This is a genomic window from Paraburkholderia solitsugae, from assembly GCF_013177695.1.
Classification (GTDB): domain Bacteria; phylum Pseudomonadota; class Gammaproteobacteria; order Burkholderiales; family Burkholderiaceae; genus Paraburkholderia; species Paraburkholderia solitsugae.
Genome location: NZ_WOEY01000131.1, coordinates 20,375 through 39,486, shown reverse-complemented (window position 1 = coordinate 39,486; position 19,112 = coordinate 20,375). Strand labels below are relative to the sequence as shown.

Sequence of the window (19,112 nt, the reverse complement as noted above, 5' to 3'; positions counted from 1 at the left end):
CCGCCGCGGTACATGCGAGCGCGCCAAGTGCTGCATGTACCCACCGCTGCGCGCATCGAAGGGCGTCCGTGGATCACGCGACATGCCTGCCGGGCGCGCCCAACGCCCTGCGCTTCATGCGCATACCGCAGCTTCGCTGCGCTTAGAAAGAATTCACCGCGACCTCATCATGAGCAACAAGAAAGCCGATTCGAAACCGCAGTCACGCTACCCGGTCAACCTGCTCGACACGCCGTTCCCGATGCGTGGCGACCTGCCCAAACGCGAGCCGCAATGGGTCAAGGAATGGCAGGAAGGCAATGTTTACGAGAAGATCCGCGCCGCCTCCAAGGGCCGCAAGAAGTTCATCCTGCACGATGGCCCGCCGTATGCGAACGGCGACATCCACCTCGGCCATGCGGTGAACAAGATCCTGAAGGACATGATCGTCAAGGCACGCAATCTGGCGGGCTTCGACGCGGTCTACGTGCCGGGCTGGGATTGCCACGGCATGCCGATCGAAATCCAGATCGAAAAGCAGTTCGGCAAGTCGCTGCCGGCCGCTGAAGTGATGCAGAAGGCGCGCGCCTACGCGACCGAACAGATCGAGAAGCAGAAGGTCGGCTTCCGCCGCCTGGGCGTGCTCGGCGACTGGGACAATCCGTACAAGACCATGAACTTCACGAACGAAGCCGGCGAAATCCGCGCGCTCGCGAAGATCATGGAAAAGGGCTATGTGTATCGCGGCCTGAAGCCGGTCAACTGGTGTTTTGACTGCGGCTCGGCGTTGGCCGAAGCGGAAGTTGAATACGCGGACAAGACCGATCCGACCATCGACGTACTGTTCAGCTTCGCCGAACCGGAAAAGACCGCGCAGGCATTCGGCCTGACTGCACTGCCGCGCAACGAAGGCGGCATTGTGATCTGGACCACCACGCCGTGGACCATCCCCGCCAACCAGGCGCTGAACCTGAATCCGGAAATCGTCTACGCGTTGGTCGACACGCCGCGCGGCTTGCTGATCCTGGCCGAAGAGCGTGTTGAAGCGTGCCTGAAGCAATACGAACTGGAAGGCTCGATCGTCGCGACCACGCCGGGCGCGAAGCTCGTCAACCTGCGCTTCAATCATCCGCTCGCAGCCGCGCATCCGGCCTACAAGCGTACGGCGCCGGTTTATCTCGGCGACTACGTGACGACCGAATCGGGTACGGGTGTAGTCCACTCGTCACCGGCGTACGGCGTGGAAGACTTCGTGTCGTGCAAGGCGCATGGCATGGCGGATTCGGACATCATCAATCCGGTGATGGGCGACGGCCGTTACATCGAATCGCTCGCGCTGTTCGGCGGCCTGTCGATCTGGGCGGCCAATCCGCAGATCGTCGAAGCCCTGCAGGCAGCCGGCTCGCTGCTGCGCACCGAGAGCTATCGGCACAGCTACATGCACTGCTGGCGCCACAAAACGCCGATCATCTACCGCGCGACCTCGCAGTGGTTCGCCGGCATGGACGTGAAGCCGAACGACTCCGACAAAACGCTGCGCGAAACCGCGCTCGAAGGCATCGAGAACACCGCCTTCTATCCGTCGTGGGGCAAGCAGCGCCTGTTCAGCATGATCGCGAATCGCCCGGACTGGACGTTGTCGCGTCAGCGTCAATGGGGCGTGCCGATGGCGTTCTTCGTGCATAAGGAAACCGGCGAGCTGCATCCGCGCACGCTGGAGTTGCTCGAAGAAGTCGCGCAACGCGTCGAGAAGGCCGGCATCGAGGCGTGGCAAACGCTCGACCCGCGCGAACTGCTTGGCGACGACGCCAACATGTACGAGAAGAACCGTGACACGCTGGACGTCTGGTTCGATTCGGGCACCACGCACTGGCACGTGCTGCGCGGCTCGCATAAAGACGAACTGCAATTCCCGGCTGACCTGTATCTGGAAGGCTCGGACCAGCACCGCGGCTGGTTCCACTCGTCGCTGCTGACGGCTTCGATGCTCGACGGCCGCCCGCCCTACAACGCGCTGCTCACGCACGGCTTCACCGTCGACGGCGAAGGCCGCAAGATGAGCAAGTCGCTCGGCAACGGTATCGATCCGCATGAAGTGTCGAACCGCCTTGGCGCGGAAATCATTCGTCTGTGGATCGCCTCGACCGATTACTCGGGCGAACTGGCGATCTCCGAAGAGATCCTGAAGCGCGTGACGGAAGGCTATCGCCGCATCCGCAACACACTGCGCTTCCTGCTCGCGAACCTGTCGGACTTCGACTTCGCGCAACACGCGCGTCCGGTCGAAGACTGGCTCGAGATCGATCGTTACGCGGTGGCGCTGTCGGCGAATCTGCAGAACGACATCCTCTCGCACTACGACAAGTACGAGTTCCACCCGGTGGTCGCGAAACTGCAAACGTTCTGCTCGGAAGACCTGGGCGGCTTCTATCTGGACGTGCTGAAAGACCGTCTGTACACCACGGCTGCCGACTCCGTCGCGCGCCGTTCGGCACAGACCGCGCTGTATCATATCGCGCACGGCCTGCTGCGCCTGATGGCGCCGTTCCTGTCGTTCACCGCGGAAGAAGCGTGGAAGATCTTCGCGCCGAACAGCGAAACGATCTTCACCGAGACCTATCACGCGTTCCCGGCCGTACCGCAAGCCGGTGACCTGCTCGACAAATGGACGCTGCTGCGCGCCGCGCGTAGCGACGTGACCAAGGCACTGGAAGAAGCGCGCGTCGCGAACCTGATCGGTTCGTCGCTGCAGGCGGAAGTCGAAATCCGCGCGAGCGGCGCGCGTTACGACGCACTTGCGAGCCTCGGCGACGACCTGAAGTTCGTGCTGATCACGTCGGCGGCGAACGTCGTGAAGGTCGACAGCGAAGCGGAAGAAGGCGTCGAAGTGATCGCCTCGAAGTATCTGAAGTGCGAACGTTGCTGGCACTACCGCGCGGACGTCGGCGCCAACGCCGAGCACCCCACCCTGTGCGGCCGCTGCTTCAGCAACCTGTTCGGCAACGGCGAAACGCGGAGCGCGGCATAATGGCAAAAACCATGTCGAAAACGTCGGCCGGCGGCAATTCGCTGGCACCGTGGCTTGGCGTCGCGCTGATCGTGATCCTGTTCGATCAGCTGACGAAAATCGCGGTCCAGAAGGTGTTTGCCTACGGTGTTCCGCATGAGGTCACGCCGTTTTTCAACCTGATCCTCGTGTACAACCGTGGCGCCGCCTTCAGCTTCCTCGCGATGGCGGGCGGCTGGCAGCGCTGGGCTTTCACCGCGCTCGGCGTGGTCGCGGCCCTTGTGATCTGCTACCTGCTCAAGCGTCACGGCGGACAGAAAATGTTCTGCACGGCGCTCTCGCTGATTCTCGGCGGCGCGCTCGGCAATGTGATTGACCGGCTCGCGTACGGCCATGTGATCGACTTTCTCGACTTCCACGTCCGCACGTGGCACTGGCCGGCGTTCAATCTCGCCGACAGCGCGATCACGATCGGCGCGATCCTGCTCGTGCTCGACGAGTTGCGGCGCGTACGCGGCTCGCGCTAACGGGCATAGGTACACCACGCTTTGTCGGAGGCTTTCGTTGGCAACCGCAGAACTCGCAGGAAAACACCTCGTCCTCGGCATGACAGGCGGCATTGCCTGCTACAAGATCGCCGAGCTCACGCGCCTGTTGACCAAGGCCGGCGCGACCGTGCAGGTCGTGATGACGGAAGCGGCCACGCAGTTCATCACCCCCGTCACGATGCAAGCGCTGTCCGGCCGGCCGGTCTACACGAGCCAGTGGGACGCTCGCGTGCCGAACAACATGGCGCACATCGATCTGTCGCGTGAAGCCGACGCGATCGTCATTGCGCCCGCCTCGACCGACTTCCTCGCCAAACTGGCACACGGCATGGCCGACGATCTGCTGTCGACGCTGTGTGTCGCGCGCGATTGTCCGCTACTCGTCGTGCCGGCGATGAACCGGCAGATGTGGCAAAACCCGGCCACCCAACGCAACGTCACGCAGCTGCGCGCGGACGGCATTGACGTGCTCGGCCCCGATTCGGGTCCGCAGGCATGCGGCGAAGTCGGCGACGGGCGCATGCTCGAAGCGGCCGCGACTTACGAAGCGATTGCGTCATTCTTCTCGCCGAAGATCCTGTCCGGCCGTCGCGTGTTGCTGACCGCCGGCCCGACCTTCGAGCCGCTCGATCCGGTGCGCGGCATCACCAATCGTTCGAGTGGCAAGATGGGCTTTGCGTTGGCGCGCGCCGCGCAACAAGCGGGCGCCGAGGTGCATCTGGTCGCCGGCCCTGTCGCGCTGGAAACACCGTGGGGCGTGTTCCGCGAAGACGTGCAAACCGCGCAGCACATGCACGACGCGGTGATGCGCTCGGTGGCCGACGCTGACATCTTCATCGGCGTGGCCGCGGTGGCCGACTGGCGCGTCGATCACGCCAGCGAACACAAGATCAAGAAGACCGCCGAGCGCGCACTGCCCACCTTCACGTTTGTCGAGAATCCGGACATTCTGGCCGCGGTAGCCAAGCTGCCGCATCCGCCGTTCGCCGTCGGCTTTGCGGCGGAAAGCGGCGATCTTGAAGTGCACGGCGAAGAAAAGCGCGTGCGCAAGAACGTGCCGCTTCTGATCGGCAATTTAGGTCCGCTGACGTTCGGCCTCGACGACAACGAGGTGATCATGTTCGAAGCGGGTGGTGCAACGAAGCTGCCGCGCGCCGACAAGCAGACGCTCGCGCGCGCATTGATCGTAGAAATTGCGAAGCGTCTGCCCGACACAAGTCTGATCCGCTAAGGCCGCACGAGGCGGCGCACGCTGAACGCGCCGCCAGCGGCTCTCGCGCACCGAATCATCTGGAGCAGTGCTGACATGACGCTACTTTCCGTGCTCGATCAAACGCCCGTGATCGACGGGCACTCAGTGGCGGACGCAATCGCCGCCACCGTCGAACTCGCGCAGCTGGCTGACGACCTCGGCTACACGCGCTATTGGTGCGCCGAACACCACGGCCTGCGGGGTGTCTCAAACCCTTGCCCCGAGGTGATGCTCGCACGCCTCGGCAGCGTGACCCAGCGCATTCGCCTGGGCTCGGGTGGCGTGATGCTGCCGTACTACAGCCCCTTCAAGGTCGCCGAGCAATTCATGATGCTCGAGGCCCTGTTTCCGAACCGTATCGATCTGGGCGTGGGACGCGCGCCGGGCGGCGACATGCGCACGGCGCAGGCGGTCGCCGCCGGCGCCTACAATCGCGGCGAAATTTTTCCGCAGCAGGTGGCCGATCTGGTCGGCCTGATGCACGGCACGCTGCCCGAGGATCACCTTGCGCACGGCGTGCTGCTTCAGCCGCAAATCGCTACGCATCCCCAATTGTGGATGCTCGGGTCGAGTGAATTCGGCGGCCTGCTGGCGGCGCAACTCGGCATCCGCTTCGCATTCGCGCATTTCATCAACGCGCATTTCGGACAGCAGGTGGCGCTGGCTTATCGTGAACGTTTCAGGGCTAGCCTGGAAACAGAACAGCCCTATCTGGCCGCCTCGGTGTTCGTGATTTGCGCTGACACCGAACAGGAAGCCGCCGACCTGGAAAAAGCGGTCGACCTGCGCCGCGTGCAGATGGCCCTTGGGCTGAATGCACCGATTCCGACGGTCGAGCAAGGCGCGGCGCAGGAATACGGCATACGCGAGCAACTGGTGATCGACCGCGAGAAGCCGCGCAGTATCATCGGCACGCCGGAAACGGTCACTGAGCGGCTTCATGCCTTGCAGGAGCAGTTCCAGGCCGACGAGCTGATCGTGCTCACCGTAGCGGGCAGCTACCGCGCCCGGCTACGCTCCTATGAACTCCTTGCCGATGCGTTCCAACTCGGGCGCCCGGCCTCCACCCCCTAAACCTTCGAACCTGCATGAAACTTGACCTGAAGATTCTCGATGCGCGCATGCGCGACCAGCTCCCGGCCTACGCCACCAACGGCAGCGCGGGCCTCGACCTGCGCGCCTGCCTCGACGAGCCGTTGACGCTGAAACCCGGCGAAACCGCGCTGGTGCCGACGGGTCTGGCGATTCACGTTGCCGATCCGGGTTATGCGGCGTTGATTCTGCCGCGTTCGGGCTTGGGCCATAAGCATGGGATCGTGCTGGGCAACCTGGTCGGCCTGATCGACTCGGATTACCAGGGCCAGCTGATGATCTCGACGTGGAATCGTGGCGAGACGACGTTCGTGCTGAATCCGATGGAGCGCCTTGCGCAACTCGTGATCGTGCCAGTGGTCCAGGCCGAGTTCAATATCGTCGACGATTTCGAAACCAGCGAGCGTGGCGCGGGTGGGTTCGGCAGCACGGGCAAGCACTAAGGCACGAGGATGTCCTAAGCGCAAAGGCATTGCTTCCGGGAAGCGCTTTGCACAAGGCAAAAAGCAGAACGGCGCGGGTTGAACCCGCGCCGTTCTGCTTTCAGGTACAACCTGAACTTACTCGACCTCAACCGCTTCAGGATTCGGATTGCGCGGTGCCGGATGTTCGTCGAAGGTCAACTGCACCTTGTCTTCCGCATCCACGTCGACCGTCACGCGGCCGCCGTTCATCAGCTTGCCGAACAGCAACTCGTCGGCCAGCGCACGACGGATCGTGTCCTGGATCAGACGCTGCATCGGCCGCGCGCCCATCAACGGATCGAAACCGTGTTTCGCGAGGTGAGCACGCAGCGCGTCGGTGAAGAGCGCGTCGACCTTCTTCTCATGCAGCTGATCTTCCAGTTGCATCAGGAACTTGTCGACCACACGCATGATGATTTCTTCATCGAGCGAGCGGAAGCTGATCGTTGCGTCCAGACGGTTACGGAACTCCGGCGTGAACATGCGCTTGATGTCGACCATTTCGTCGCCGGTTTCCCGACGGTTCGTGAAGCCGATCACCGCCTTGCCCATTGCCTCGGCGCCCGCGTTCGTCGTCATGATGATGATGACGTTGCGGAAATCCGCCTTGCGGCCGTTGTTGTCCGTCAGCGTGCCGTGGTCCATCACCTGCAACAGCACGTTGTAGATGTCCGGATGCGCCTTCTCGATTTCGTCGAGCAGCAGCACGCAGTGCGGCTTCTTCGTGACGGCTTCGGTCAACAGACCGCCCTGATCGAAACCGACATAGCCCGGCGGCGCACCGATCAAACGGCTCACCGCATGACGCTCCATGTATTCCGACATGTCGAAGCGGATCAGCTCGATCCCCAGCGTGAACGCCAGTTGCTTCGCCACTTCCGTCTTGCCGACGCCCGTGGGGCCGGAGAACAGGAACGCACCGATCGGCTTGTCCAGCTTGCCGAGGCCCGCACGCGCCATCTTGATCGCGGCCGACAGCGCGTCGATGGCCGGGTCTTGCCCGAACACCACGCTCTTCAGATCGCGATCCAGCGTTTGCAGCTTGCTGCGATCGTCTTGCGACACGCTTTGCGGCGGGACGCGCGCAATCTTCGAGATGATTTCTTCGATCTCGTTCTTGCCGATGGTCTTCTTCTGCTTCGACTTCGGCAGGATGCGTTGCGCCGCGCCTGCTTCGTCGATCACGTCGATCGCCTTGTCCGGCAGATGACGATCCGTGATGAAGCGTGCCGACAATTCAGCCGCGGCCGACAACGCACCCGACGAATACTTCACGCCGTGGTGCTCTTCGAAACGCGACTTCAGCCCGCGCAGGATCGCCACCGTCTGTTCGACGGTCGGCTCGGTCACGTCGACCTTCTGGAAACGGCGCGACAAAGCCGCGTCTTTTTCGAAGATGCCGCGATATTCCGTGAACGTGGTCGCGCCGATGCACTTGAGCGTGCCCGACGACAACGCCGGCTTCAGCAGATTCGATGCGTCCAGCGTGCCGCCCGACGCAGCGCCCGCGCCGATCAGCGTATGAATTTCGTCGATGAACAGGATCGCGTGCGGACGTTCCTTCAATTCCTTGAGGACCGTTTTCAGGCGCTGTTCGAAGTCGCCGCGATACTTGGTGCCGGCGAGCAGCGCGCCCATGTCGAGCGAATACACCTGCGCATCGGCCAGAATATCCGGCACTTCGCCACGCGTAATGCGCCAGGCGAGCCCTTCGGCGATCGCCGTCTTGCCGACCCCGGCCTCACCGACCAGTAACGGATTGTTTTTGCGCCTGCGGCACAGCACCTGCACCACACGCTCGACTTCCGACTCGCGCCCGATCAGCGGATCGATGCGGCCGTCTTTCGCCATCTGGTTCAGGTTTTGCGTGAACTGGGCGAGCGGCGTTTCCTTCTGCGCGGCGGCTTCGTCGGACTCGGCATTCGCGTCGCTCGCTTTCGCGGCGTCCGTGCTGCTGGTCTTGGCGATGCCATGCGAGATGAAATTCACCACATCCAGACGCGTGACGCCCTGCTGCTGCAGGTAGTACACCGCATGCGAATCCTTCTCGCCGAAGATCGCCACCAGCACATTCGCGCCGGTCACTTCCTTCTTGCCATTCGAGGTGGATTGCACATGCATGATCGCGCGCTGGATCACACGCTGGAAACCCAGCGTGGGCTGCGTGTCGACGTCGTCCGTGCCAGGCACGGTTGGCGTGTTGTCATGAATGAAATTGCGCAGGTTCTGGCGCAGATCCTCGATATTGGCCGCGCATGCACGCAACACCTCTGCAGCCGTTGGATTGTCCAACAGTGCCAGCAAAAGATGTTCGACCGTGATGAACTCGTGCCGCGCCTGGCGTGCTTCCATGAACGCCATGTGCAGGCTGACTTCCAGTTCCTGGGCAATCATGCTTCCTCCATCACACACTGCAGCGGATGCCCGGCCTGCCGTGCGTGGGTAACGACTTGCTCGACTTTGGTCGACGCGATGTCCCGCGTATAGACCCCACAAACTCCCCTGCCCTCGCGATGCACCTTCAACATGACCTGCGTTGCGGTTTCACGATCTTTATTGAAATATTCCTGCACGATCATCACGACAAATTCCATCGGCGTGAAGTCGTCATTCAGCAGCACCACCTTGTACATGGACGGCGGCTTCAGCTTCTTTTCCTGCCGCTCCAGTACGGTGCCGTCCTGCTTGTCCGGGATAATCGCCATACACCCATTCTAAACAACTAGGACAGGCCCGCAATCCTGTCAAAACCCGGCCGACCGGCCGGTGAGCCCGTTCGCACCCGCCTGATGGGTGATTACCCCCAAAAGCGTTGCGTCATTCGACGAGCCGATTGCGGAGCCGGCCCCTATCCAGTGATGCATCGCGGCCGTGCTGCGCCGCAGTCGGATCGAGTATCGCACAACCTGTCAGTGCTGGCTGAAGGCGCTCGCCCGGCCAGCGGACGGTGTGCGACCCGCAGAACAGCATGTGCGTCGATTATGCGACTTTTCAAGACCGCCCGCTTGGGCAACCGCACATAACAAAACAAAAGCGGGAAAAACCCTGGAAACGCCTGTTTGCAACGCGGCAACGGCATCTCAAAATTTTCTTGACACTCGAATAAAGAGCCTCAACAATCAAGCTGGCACTTTTTTCACTGAGCCATAATTCGAAAAAATGCCGATGGTGAGCTTGTGAGGAGGGAGCGGCTGCATCCCGCGGTCGTCGAGCTTTTCGAGGGCTCGTGGTAGTGACATGAGTTACAGGGGAAGTTGGAATGGCAACTGGTACGGTCAAATGGTTCAATGACGCAAAAGGTTTCGGATTCATCACGCCTGACGAAGGTGGTGAGGATCTGTTTGCACACTTCTCGGCCATCCAGATGAATGGGTTCAAGACCCTCAAGGAAGGTCAGAAAGTAACCTTCGAGGTCGTGCAAGGCCCGAAAGGCAAACAGGCATCGAACATCCAGGCACCTGCCTGAAACTGTTCGTTACCCGTCCTTTGAAACCCGGCTCCGTGCCGGGTTTCTTTTTTGGGCGGTGCGTTCTAATTTGAGGTGAGTCGCTACCGCGGCTTGCGACATCGATCAAGCGAATGTCTCAAATACCAGGCACCGGCATTCCTTTCCAAACGCTTTCTGCACTCACCCACTGGCGACCGTACGAAAAAACCCCGGCCGCCTCACGACGCCGGGGTTTTGAATTCGAACGGGAGAACCCAGCGCGAATCGCTTACTCGATCATTATATGTAAATCGCCCGAAAATCCCCGCCAGCACTAGGTTCGTCAGTTATACACTTCGAATTCCCCTCCAAATTCCCCTCACTATCTCCCAGCTACCCACTCATCCACAAGCTCCAGCCCGATCATGGCGGCTTGCGTCGGCGCAATGATTCCGTGCAGCAAATCCACAGTTTTGCGGGGCGGTCACTCTTCTGCGTTTTGCGGTGGAAGCCGAGGAGCTGCCGGCCATTATCGTTAGCGACGCGGTTTTAGTGTCGCCCGATTTCCACGTCCCCGGCACTCCCCAATCCTTCGCTTGATGAAAGAATTCTTTTCCCAGAATACGGGAACACCCCCCAAGGGGGCTAACCGACCGCGGGGGCGGGGTGGTCTCCATGGTAGCCCGTAGATTTTTTCTAAAAAGGCCGATAGTTACAAATCTAAGATTGTGGACAATTTCCAGATAACGCGGATCGGGACAGGCTATTACGTGGGGTGGCGCGCAGAAAGGACGATGTGAGGGATATAGCCTCATGCGAAACGAAAGGCGACGACTACACGGGGGATTCGATGGGGATGCTACAGCGGGCATGGGCCGGTGAAGAACGGTTAGCCAAGGTATGGTGGACTATCGGTACTCCCCTGAATATCGCCCTCATCGGGGCGGCTGATGGGATTATTCGTCGCGCACAGACACCGTCTGCCGACAGTCCGAGCGATCAAGCAGGGGCGTTACTGGTGGTGCTCGGGATATGGGCTGCATGGGCTTATATGGCATGGCGTTGTGCCACAAATGTTGAGCGGCCGGTTTGGACACTGGTAGCGCGGTGCATCCTTGTATTCAATATCGCTTGGGGGCTAATCCAGTTTGGCGTTGACCTCAGGGAAGGGCAAGACGCGAGGCTACTAGGCATATCTTCGTTCGCCTCACAGGGCAGCCAGTCACAACCCGCCCAAATCGCGCAATCTGCCCAAGTCGCTAACGCGGCGCCGAGTGCAACGGCGACCCCTGCGTCCGCTCCTCCTCCGCCGACAACTACCCCGTGGGGCAACGCATCCAGCCACACGACAATCTACCTGGATAGTAACTGGCAGGCCATGACGCCACCGGAAGGGGCGTTTGCTGGCGCGACCTACGCTAGTTACAACGGACAGCGAGAGGCGGCGATGTTCGACTTCAGTTCAACGGGACTTACGCTAGAGCAATATGGCTCACAAGTCGCGACGGCGATGCCAGGATTTGGCATTACTGGAAGTCCAATTTCCGGCGCAATCGGAACGCATCCTGTCTGGTTTGCCGAGATGACCGGAAATGTGCAGGGGAAATCAGAGTATGCGAGGCTGTACGTGTTTCGCGGCGCGCAGGGGAACATGTGGCGAGTGTTTGTAGCAAGCATGTACCCTGTCGATCTCGGGTTCGGCGCGCGCGCCGACGCACTGACACGAGCGATTATGGCCTCGGCATCGTAGTGCAGTCGCGAGTCTAGACGATGCTGCGATCAAGTACTCGAGTTTCACGCTGGGGCGGCACCCAATACCGATGATATTGTCCTCCTGAACCCGGCGGCGCGCTTGGCTGGCCAAGCGCAAGCAATGCTGAGCTTATGTATTTCCCCTGCGTACCGAGCATCCTTTCGAACTCGACCATTGAAAAGGAACCGATAAGCGCCCCGATCCCTCGCTCGGAGAAAGAATTCCTTTTCCCAGTACGCCGCCAAGCGCGGCTCGCCAACTACAGGGGCCGGGGGTAGCCCATAGAATTTTCGCCCCCATGGACATAGTTGCAATTGTTATTATGTTCCCGCAGCGCAATTGCGACCACGAAAAAGAATCATTCGATCTCCGGGGGACCAGTTTATGGCACAGAACTATTCGGCTCAAGCTGAACGCGCCCGCGCGCGAGCCGCTCGCGAGTACGAACGCGAGGTGGTGCGGCAAGCCAAAGAGGCCAAGCAAGACTATCTCGAATCCAGGATGCAGGAAGTGGCAGCGCTCAATGTCGAGTTGGACGAGAGGATATTTGATCTTGAAAACATCCTCGCCGCGAGGGTCAAGCAGCCGATGAAGGTTGATTTCAAGAAGATGCTGACCGAGCGAGAATATCCTAGGCTGTCCTTGGGCAGCTTAGATTTAGAGTTCACTAAACCTCAAATGTGGTTTCCCGATCAACCCAGCCGGTTGATCGGTTGGCTCCCATGGGTCGCAGCCGGATATCAAAAACGTTTTGACGAAGCCCGGTCGAAATTTGCGCAGGAAGAAATTGACTACGCCCAGAAAGAACAGGCTCGGCTGGCGGAGATCGCGAAAAAGCGCGACGAGCATGATCGCATGGTTGCCGATTTGAAAGCCGCCGAAAGCGAAAGGCTCTCAGCCGTAAAAAAGTGGATGGCCGATCTGGAGCAGGGTGTCCCTGACGTGATGCAAGAATTGTTTGAGAGGATTCAAAAAGAGTCGTTTCAGCATCTGCCGGAGGGGTTCGAGGGCAATGGCAAACTTGCATACGTCGCCGAGTCGAAACAGCTCGTCGTCGAGTTTGATCTTCCCGAATTCGACGAAGCCATACCCAGCGTCAAGGCATACAAGTACGTGAAAGCTACCGACTCCATCGCCGAGACTGCGCGCACGGAAGCTCAGCGACGAGCGCTATACACCTCAGTAGTAGCGCAGATGGTCATCCGCGTCTTACACGAAATGTTTTCCGTGGACTACTACGGTCAGATTGAATCAATCATTGTCAATGGATTCGTTGATACGATCGATCGAGGATCGGGTCGGGGCATCCGCCCTTGTCTCGTTACAGTTCGGACAACTCGCGAGATTTTCGACGGTCTCGATCTCAGTCAAGTCGATCCTGTTGCGTGCCTTAGGACGCTCAATGCCTCGCTGTCAAAGAGTCCCTCCGAGTTGGCTCCGGTTAGACCAATCCTCGAATTCAATATGGTTGATCCGCGATTCATTGAGGAACGGGACGTCATTTCGACGCTCGATCAACGTGCCAACCTCATGGACCTGACGCCAAGCGACTTCGAATCGTTAATCACAAACCTCTTCGAAAAAATGGGGCTTGAAACCAAGCTCACGCAAGCCTCTCGCGATGGCGGCGTGGACTGCGTTGCCTACGATCCACGCCCAATTTTTGGCGGTAAAGTTGTTATCCAGGCAAAGCGGTACAAGAATACCGTTGGTGTTAGCGCGGTTCGTGATTTGTTCGGGACCATGCAAAACGAAGGTGCTTCAAAGGGCATCCTCGTCACCACGAGCGGATACGGCAAAGCGGCCTTCGACTTTGCCAACAATAAGCCGATCGAACTGTTAAGCGGCAGCAATTTGCTCTTCCTTCTGGAGCAGCACGCGGGCATCACGGCGAAAATCGTAATGCCCGATGACTGGAAAGATCCGGTGTCCGACTCGTAGACGAACGGGTACCAATCTTATCGGGGAGAGAATGTGACGGCATGTCAGCAACTGGCAATTAGGGCAATCCGAAGTGCTGAGCGACGAGGCTGCGTATGAGCGATACAAATTCCCAACCTGACTGCCGCGAGCTTGTGTTAAGAGACGGCTGCAAGTGCAAAAATTGCGGATGCAGGCTGATTCCACAGTAACAATGGATCAGGATGCCGCTGCCGCGGCATACCCTTTCAAAGTTGGAGTCTTCGTATGGCGCGTCGAAAATATCAACGAAAGAGTCACTTAGCCGAGGCGATCAATCGATCGAGCCCAGGGTGGCAGAAATTTTGGGCTTGTTTGATAGCGCTGGCATTTGTGTTCTCGATGGTTATGTATTTTTCGCATTGAGATCGTCAAGAAGAACCACCAACGCGTAACGGGAGTTCACGTGGGTGTCGTGAATGAGATTCATGAAGGCCATCAAGGCTTTCGGTGAAATCGCAGTAAAGCCGCTCCTTGCGGTAGCGTTCGGCAGCGGCTTTTTGCTTTTCGGACCTGCGTCGGTAGCAGTCGCGCGTTTGTCAGAATGGAGGAAACGTTGCTTGTCTTAGGCAGAAAAATCCCGATGACGCTGCATGCCGTACTTTTGGAAACGTGCGTCGCGGAACTATCGGTCCAGAGCGCACGGGAACCCGCTTACCGCTGTGTCAGTCCAAATTGCGCTGGCGAGGCACAGGTCGCGATGCCAGAATATAGTGATGCCCGCTACGCCATCCATCCATGAGTCGCTTGCCGTACTTGGCCCACCCGACGGGGTGCCTTCAGAGCCTCCCGTAGCTACGCGCGTCCAGATCCTGCCGTTCGATAAGCTGACCTGGGAGAATTTTGAGCGTCTTTGTCACCGGCTGACCGGACTCGACGGCGATGTCGAACATTGTGCGCGCTACGGTCGGCAGGGCGATGCGCAGGAAGGCATCGACATCTTTGCGCGTCAGGCAGACGGCCGCTACCATTGCCTTCAGGCCAAGCGCCATCGCAGCTTCGGCGCTGCCAAACTGCGCGATGCGGTCAACCTGTTCATTGCTGGCAGTTGGCCTGCCCGTGCCGCCCGCTTTACGATTGCAGTCCAGGCATCGCTCCGGTCGATTGCAGTGCAAGAGGAAATCGAACGCCAGACAGAACTGCTTAGGGTGCGCGGCATCGCCTTTGCGGCGCTCGACAGCGAGGACCTCACCGACCGCTTGCGCAGCCAGCCGCTACTCGTCGACGATTTTTTCGGACGCCCCTGGGTCGCTGCACTGCTGGGACAGGACGTTGCCGACGGCCTCGGCTCGCGGCTCGACGGCGCTGCCTTCGCGCGTGTCCGCGCGCAGCTCGCTCGCGTTTATGAGGCACAGTTCCAGCACTTCGATCCCGGCAGCTTCGGATCGATCAGCGACGAGGATGGCCGTCCCGCACTGACCTTGCTCGAACGGTTCCTTAAACCCGACATGCTGGTGCGTGAAACCGCACAGCCCCTCGAGCGTGCCCATATCGCTGAGACAGCGAGCGAGCGGAGTACCAGCGCTGCGGTCTCGCCGCTAATCGTATCGCCCGACGGCACTAGGCCGAGCGACGCCCTCGCCAGCAGCCGCATGCGACGCATGCCGCTTGTCGAATGGCTGGGTGACAGCCAGCGGCTGGTACTGCTGGGCGACGCGGGCTGTGGCAAGAGCACGCTGCTGCGCGTCGTCGCGCTCGATCTGCTTCACGGCCAGTCACATTTTCCCGAGCTCGCCACGCGCTGGGGTCAGCACATTCCTGTCTATGTCCCGTTCGCGCGCTGGTCCTCCCAGGTCGCCCGAGACCGCCATCCGATCGGCATCAAGGAGATTGTCCGGCGCTCGCTCGAGCAGTTTCTCACCGGCTCGATCGTCGATCTGCTCGATCGCGCCATCGATGAGCAGCGCGTCCTTCTGCTCATCGATGGCCTTGACGAGTGGAGCGGCGAGCAGGCCGCCCGCTCGACACTGAGTGCGCTGGTCACTACCGTGGAGGCGCATGACGTTCCCGTGATCGTCTCTGGTCGACCCCGGGGCTTAAGCCGCATCGGCTCGCTTCCCGCCAACTGGAAGCGCGGTACTGTTGCCCCCCTGTCCGCCGCCCAACAGCGCGTCATCGCGGGACGCTGGTTCGAGCGCTATTCGGCAGCCTCGTCTGGCGGCACCGGGATGTCTGATGCCAGCCTGCGCACCAGCAGATTCATGGCCGAGCTGGCGCGCGACGCCAACCTGGGGGCGCTCGCGTCAGTGCCATTGCTGCTCGTCGGCCTGGTGATCCTCGCACTACGCGGCCAGACTCTTCCGCGCACCCGGAGCGACATCTACGACCAGCTAGTGCGCGTCCTGCTCGAGATCCATCCCGACAGACGTGCGACGGCCTCAGGTGACACCGAGTCGCGCTTCCGCCATGCGACCGATCCTTTCCAAAGGCGCGCGGCGATCGCCACACTAGCGTACGCGGCGCGCATGCACACTGGTGGTAGCGGCATGCCGCTACCTGTCGCACGAGATGTCCTGCGCACCTATCTCGCATCGCCACAGGGTTTCGATCTCGCCGACGCCGATGCCGCAGCCGCGGCCGGTGAGATCCTTTCCGTCAATGCCGAAACCCAGGGGCTGCTCGTCGAAAAGGCGCCCGGTGAGGTTGGATTCGTTCATGCCAGCTTCGAGGAATTTCTCGGTGCCGAGCATATCGGCGGCTGGCCTTTCAGCGAGATTGCAGCGTTCGTCGTTGCGCATGCAGGCGAGGGGCGCTGGCGAAACGTCATTGCCAACCTTCTTGGTCGTATCGAGCGACGCGACGAGTTCGACCGGCTGGTAGCGATCATAGAGACAGCCGACTCCGACGAGCTCGCGCGCTTTCACCGCCAGGTTCTGCTCGGCGACATCGCATTCGGTGCAGCGATGCGCGCGACCGCGACGACTAGACGGCTGGCGCTCGCGACAATGCAGCGGGTCGAAACCGAGGACTGGCTACCCGCCCGTCGTGAAGCGCTGGCGTCAGTGCTGAAAGGTCTCCCCGATCCCGCGTTGAAGACCGACATCGAGGAACGGCTCAGCCGCTGGCTGCCTGCACGATTTTCCGGTCGAGCAACTCTGATCGCTAAATTCAACGGATGGCAGCCGACTGCACAACTCCAGGATCTTCTGTTTCAGGCGATGCACGATGAGGACCGGGGTGTTCAGCGGGCCGCGGCGGCTACCTACGCCTCGGCCTTCTCAGCCTCTACTGAGGCCAGTCAGCGGCTTCTCGACGGGTTGGTCCGCACGCGCGATCTTGCAACTGCCGCCGCACTTCTCGAGAGCCTGACACTCGGTTGGCAGGATATGCCCGAGGCAGCGCCATTGTTCGATGAAGCTTTGCGCTCGCACGGCGGTGAGATCTGCTTGGTCGGAATCCTCGGGCTCGCTGCGACGGGTAGGGCAACCGACGAAGTGATCGATTCCGTGCTGCGCGCCCAGAGTTTCTGGTCGGATGTTTCCTATCCGCATCGCGAGCTCGCCGCGACGATGCTGATGAAGTACTGGCCCGGCAATGACATGCTCATCAAAGGAGCGCTCAAGCGTGCGTCGCGCAATTTCGATTCACCTTGGGAGTGGGACGTCGCATGCGCCTACCTCATGGAGTCACCCGTCGACCGCGCTGATGTTCGCGCCTGGATCCTCGCTGAGTTCGGTCGTGACTTTCCTTTCAGCGTCGTTGGCAACCAGCGCATCTGGTCCCAGGTCGGACGTTTCGCTGCCGCCGATCCCGAGATACGCTTCGCTGCCAACGCCTACTGGTGTCAGCCCAAGAACCAGCTCATCGGCATGTACAACATACCTAGCTATGTTGCACAGGTCGCCGATCCAGCGGTCGCTGCGGTGCTGATCGAGCTTCTGGGCGAAAAGAAGAACGGATTCAACCGCTATTGGGCACTGACCGCGCTGCTTGCTGGCTGGGGGCGGGGCCATCCCGAGGTCAAGTCCGCCATCGACGCGCTTGCGGATGCGGCCGACGAGGATCTGGACGATCTCGCCTCCCTGCTTCCCGTGATCATGCAAGAGAAGGCTGTGGCGCGCGAGCGACTGATTCGCATGGGTACTCGTCGAGAGGTACGGCGTGACCTGCTCTCCATAGGACTAGAGGCATGTGGCTGTGATGCCGCCGACAATGAGGCCGTAGCGGCGATCCTGGCCTTCCCGCAGCAGCTAAACGACGATGCATCCTACCCCCTATTTCGCGCATTCGGCGCAAATGCCAACGTTCGCGCGCTTGCGCTGGAGCGAGTCCGCGAGGCGGACGGACCACTCGCCGCAATTGCAGCCGCGTACCCGGACGACCCCGAGTTCGCGCCCGTGCTGTTCGATGCAGCGGTACCATTGTCAGTAGATTTACGTACGCAGGTCATTGAGGTCGCCGCGACCGGCGCGACTGGAACGGCGCTCGAAGCAGTTTTGGGCCAAGCCATGCTCGAGGCCGATCCCGAGTTGCGCGCACGCATGGTCATTGCCCATTACCGCGCCCTGCCGTCAAATGCACACGACGCGGCTAGGCAAGCGCTCGTTGCCAAGGCGGTTGAGGTTGGTCACAACTATGAATCGGTTCGCGCCGCGGCGCTCGCCGGGCTGGTGACAATCGGCGCACTCGACGTACTGGCGACACTCCAGGATCATGGCAAGCCGGTCCTTCTCGAGACTGGCGGCCTTATTGAAGGCATCCCCTCAGTTGAGCGGTTGATTTGTGAGCGGTTCGCCGAGTTTGAGGCGGTCTTCGGCGACAGCTTGCCCGAGCGGTTCAGATCGGTTGGACACGGCAACCGACTCATCGAGATCCTATCAGCGGCGCCGGGCGCCTCGCCTGCCGCCCGAGCAGCATTCCTCGCGCTTGTCGAGCGTAGCGAGATCCAGCACACACTGTACGCGGCACGTGCACTGCGCGCGCTGGCCGCTGAACGCCCCCGCAGCGACCTTCTGCTCGCACGCTGCTGGAACGTGCTCGACGTCCGCGATGGCCGCAATGACCGCGCGATGGTCAATGCCGACGTCGGCCTAATTTTGCGTGACCACTTCGCTGGAGACACAGGTGTGCGTCAACAGCTCGTAAAGCGGTTTAAGGAAATGCCGGTCGTCGCCACTGCAATCCCGCTCGCGATCTTCGCGCCCGATGCTGAGGAGTTGCCACTTGCCATAGATTTCGACGCGCTCGGTCACGAGTTCGCCGATTGGACGGTGGCGGTTCACGTGGCGGCCCGCCGAGCTGACAGCGCCGCCTTTTGCAAGCTGCTTGAGGCTATAGTGACTCGGCGGTGGCGCTCACAATTCGATGCGCAGCAGATCACTAATCTGGCGATCGAGGAAAGGCTCCAGCGGGACTCGCAGCTCGAAGGCTTGTTGAGCGCAAGGATCGGGAAGGACGTCGATCCGAGCATCAGCGGCAGCTTCGCGCGTTTTCTGGCGGCGGCCGGCAAGCTCGGTCCCGACGCGCGTAGCAGGGCGCTCGATCTTCTTCAGGCATTTGGCACCGGTCAGCGATTGCCAGTCGCCGGCTATGACGCGATAGCCGATCAATGGCGATCGGCACGCACCACCCTGCTGGATGCTGTGTCCGCTGGGCTTGAACTTGGCTGATGCAGACAGCCTGGACAATGGG

General features: G+C 60.7%; 11 protein-coding genes. 9 read left to right on the top strand and 2 right to left on the bottom strand.

Going from position 1 to position 19,112, the window contains the following annotated elements:
• Nucleotides 1-169: 169 nt before the first annotated feature.
• The 5 genes from ileS (at nt 170) to dut (ending at nt 6,321) form a co-directional block, all read left to right on the top strand.
• Nucleotides 170-3,007, top strand: a complete 2,838-nt coding sequence (gene ileS / locus GNZ12_RS33655; RefSeq protein ID WP_172316321.1) for an isoleucine--tRNA ligase — start codon at nt 170-172, stop codon at nt 3,005-3,007.
• Nucleotides 3,007-3,513, top strand: a complete 507-nt coding sequence (gene lspA / locus GNZ12_RS33650; RefSeq protein WP_172316320.1) for a signal peptidase II — start codon at nt 3,007-3,009, stop codon at nt 3,511-3,513. Before ileS ends, lspA begins: the two co-directional genes overlap by 1 nt.
• Nucleotides 3,514-3,550: 37 nt before the next feature.
• Entirely contained in the window at nt 3,551-4,765 is a 1,215-nt protein-coding gene (gene coaBC / locus GNZ12_RS33645) for a bifunctional phosphopantothenoylcysteine decarboxylase/phosphopantothenate--cysteine ligase CoaBC (RefSeq protein WP_172316319.1), read from the top strand.
• Between the two features lie 75 nt (nt 4,766-4,840).
• Entirely contained in the window at nt 4,841-5,860 is a 1,020-nt protein-coding gene (locus tag GNZ12_RS33640; protein WP_172316318.1) for an LLM class flavin-dependent oxidoreductase, read from the top strand.
• A gap of 14 nt (nt 5,861-5,874) precedes the next feature.
• Nucleotides 5,875-6,321, top strand: coding sequence for a dUTP diphosphatase (gene dut / locus GNZ12_RS33635; protein ID WP_172316317.1), 447 nt, complete (start codon nt 5,875-5,877; stop codon nt 6,319-6,321).
• 117 nt (nt 6,322-6,438) lie between these two features.
• On the opposite strand, the gene clpA is transcribed toward dut, so the two are convergent.
• Nucleotides 6,439-8,736 (bottom strand): ATP-dependent Clp protease ATP-binding subunit ClpA, encoded by a 2,298-nt coding sequence (clpA, locus tag GNZ12_RS33630; protein WP_074282414.1) that lies wholly within the window; start codon nt 8,734-8,736, stop codon nt 6,439-6,441.
• Nucleotides 8,733-9,047, bottom strand: coding sequence for an ATP-dependent Clp protease adapter ClpS (gene clpS / locus GNZ12_RS33625; RefSeq protein WP_006050100.1), 315 nt, complete (start codon nt 9,045-9,047; stop codon nt 8,733-8,735). The genes clpA and clpS overlap by 4 nt, the downstream gene beginning before the upstream one ends.
• Nucleotides 9,048-9,601: 554 nt before the next feature.
• Here clpS and GNZ12_RS33620 point away from each other — a divergent pair.
• The 4 genes from GNZ12_RS33620 to GNZ12_RS33605 all read left to right on the top strand — a co-directional run bounded on the left by GNZ12_RS33620 (nt 9,602) and on the right by GNZ12_RS33605 (nt 19,090).
• Nucleotides 9,602-9,808, top strand: coding sequence for a cold-shock protein (locus GNZ12_RS33620; protein WP_007180614.1), 207 nt, complete (start codon nt 9,602-9,604; stop codon nt 9,806-9,808).
• A gap of 1,339 nt (nt 9,809-11,147) precedes the next feature.
• Nucleotides 11,148-11,519 carry a hypothetical protein gene (locus GNZ12_RS33615; protein WP_172316316.1) on the top strand — a complete coding sequence of 124 codons (372 nt, stop codon included), beginning with the start codon at nt 11,148-11,150 and terminating at the stop codon, nt 11,517-11,519.
• Nucleotides 11,520-11,906: 387 nt separating this feature from the next.
• Nucleotides 11,907-13,463 carry a restriction endonuclease gene (locus GNZ12_RS33610; RefSeq protein WP_172316315.1) on the top strand — a complete coding sequence of 519 codons (1,557 nt, stop codon included), beginning with the start codon at nt 11,907-11,909 and terminating at the stop codon, nt 13,461-13,463.
• Nucleotides 13,464-14,197: 734 nt separating this feature from the next.
• Nucleotides 14,198-19,090 (top strand): NACHT domain-containing protein, encoded by a 4,893-nt coding sequence (locus GNZ12_RS33605; protein WP_172316314.1) that lies wholly within the window; start codon nt 14,198-14,200, stop codon nt 19,088-19,090.
• Nucleotides 19,091-19,112 lie beyond the last annotated feature (22 nt).

What these genes read in the sequence shown, in the direction of transcription:
- GNZ12_RS33615 (WP_172316316.1), top strand. Translation starts at nt 11,148, where the DNA reads ATGACGCCACCGGAAGGGGCGTTTGCTGGCGCGACCTACGCTAGTTAC.
- GNZ12_RS33640 (WP_172316318.1), top strand. Translation starts at nt 4,841, where the DNA reads ATGACGCTACTTTCCGTGCTCGATCAAACGCCCGTGATCGACGGGCAC.
- GNZ12_RS33605 (WP_172316314.1), top strand. Translation starts at nt 14,198, where the DNA reads ATGCCCGCTACGCCATCCATCCATGAGTCGCTTGCCGTACTTGGCCCA.
- ileS (WP_172316321.1), top strand. Translation starts at nt 170, where the DNA reads ATGAGCAACAAGAAAGCCGATTCGAAACCGCAGTCACGCTACCCGGTC.
- GNZ12_RS33620 (WP_007180614.1), top strand. Translation starts at nt 9,602, where the DNA reads ATGGCAACTGGTACGGTCAAATGGTTCAATGACGCAAAAGGTTTCGGA.
- dut (WP_172316317.1), top strand. Translation starts at nt 5,875, where the DNA reads ATGAAACTTGACCTGAAGATTCTCGATGCGCGCATGCGCGACCAGCTC.
- clpA (WP_074282414.1), bottom strand. Translation starts at nt 8,736, where the DNA reads ATGATTGCCCAGGAACTGGAAGTCAGCCTGCACATGGCGTTCATGGAA.
- clpS (WP_006050100.1), bottom strand. Translation starts at nt 9,047, where the DNA reads ATGGCGATTATCCCGGACAAGCAGGACGGCACCGTACTGGAGCGGCAG.
- lspA (WP_172316320.1), top strand. Translation starts at nt 3,007, where the DNA reads ATGGCAAAAACCATGTCGAAAACGTCGGCCGGCGGCAATTCGCTGGCA.
- GNZ12_RS33610 (WP_172316315.1), top strand. Translation starts at nt 11,907, where the DNA reads ATGGCACAGAACTATTCGGCTCAAGCTGAACGCGCCCGCGCGCGAGCC.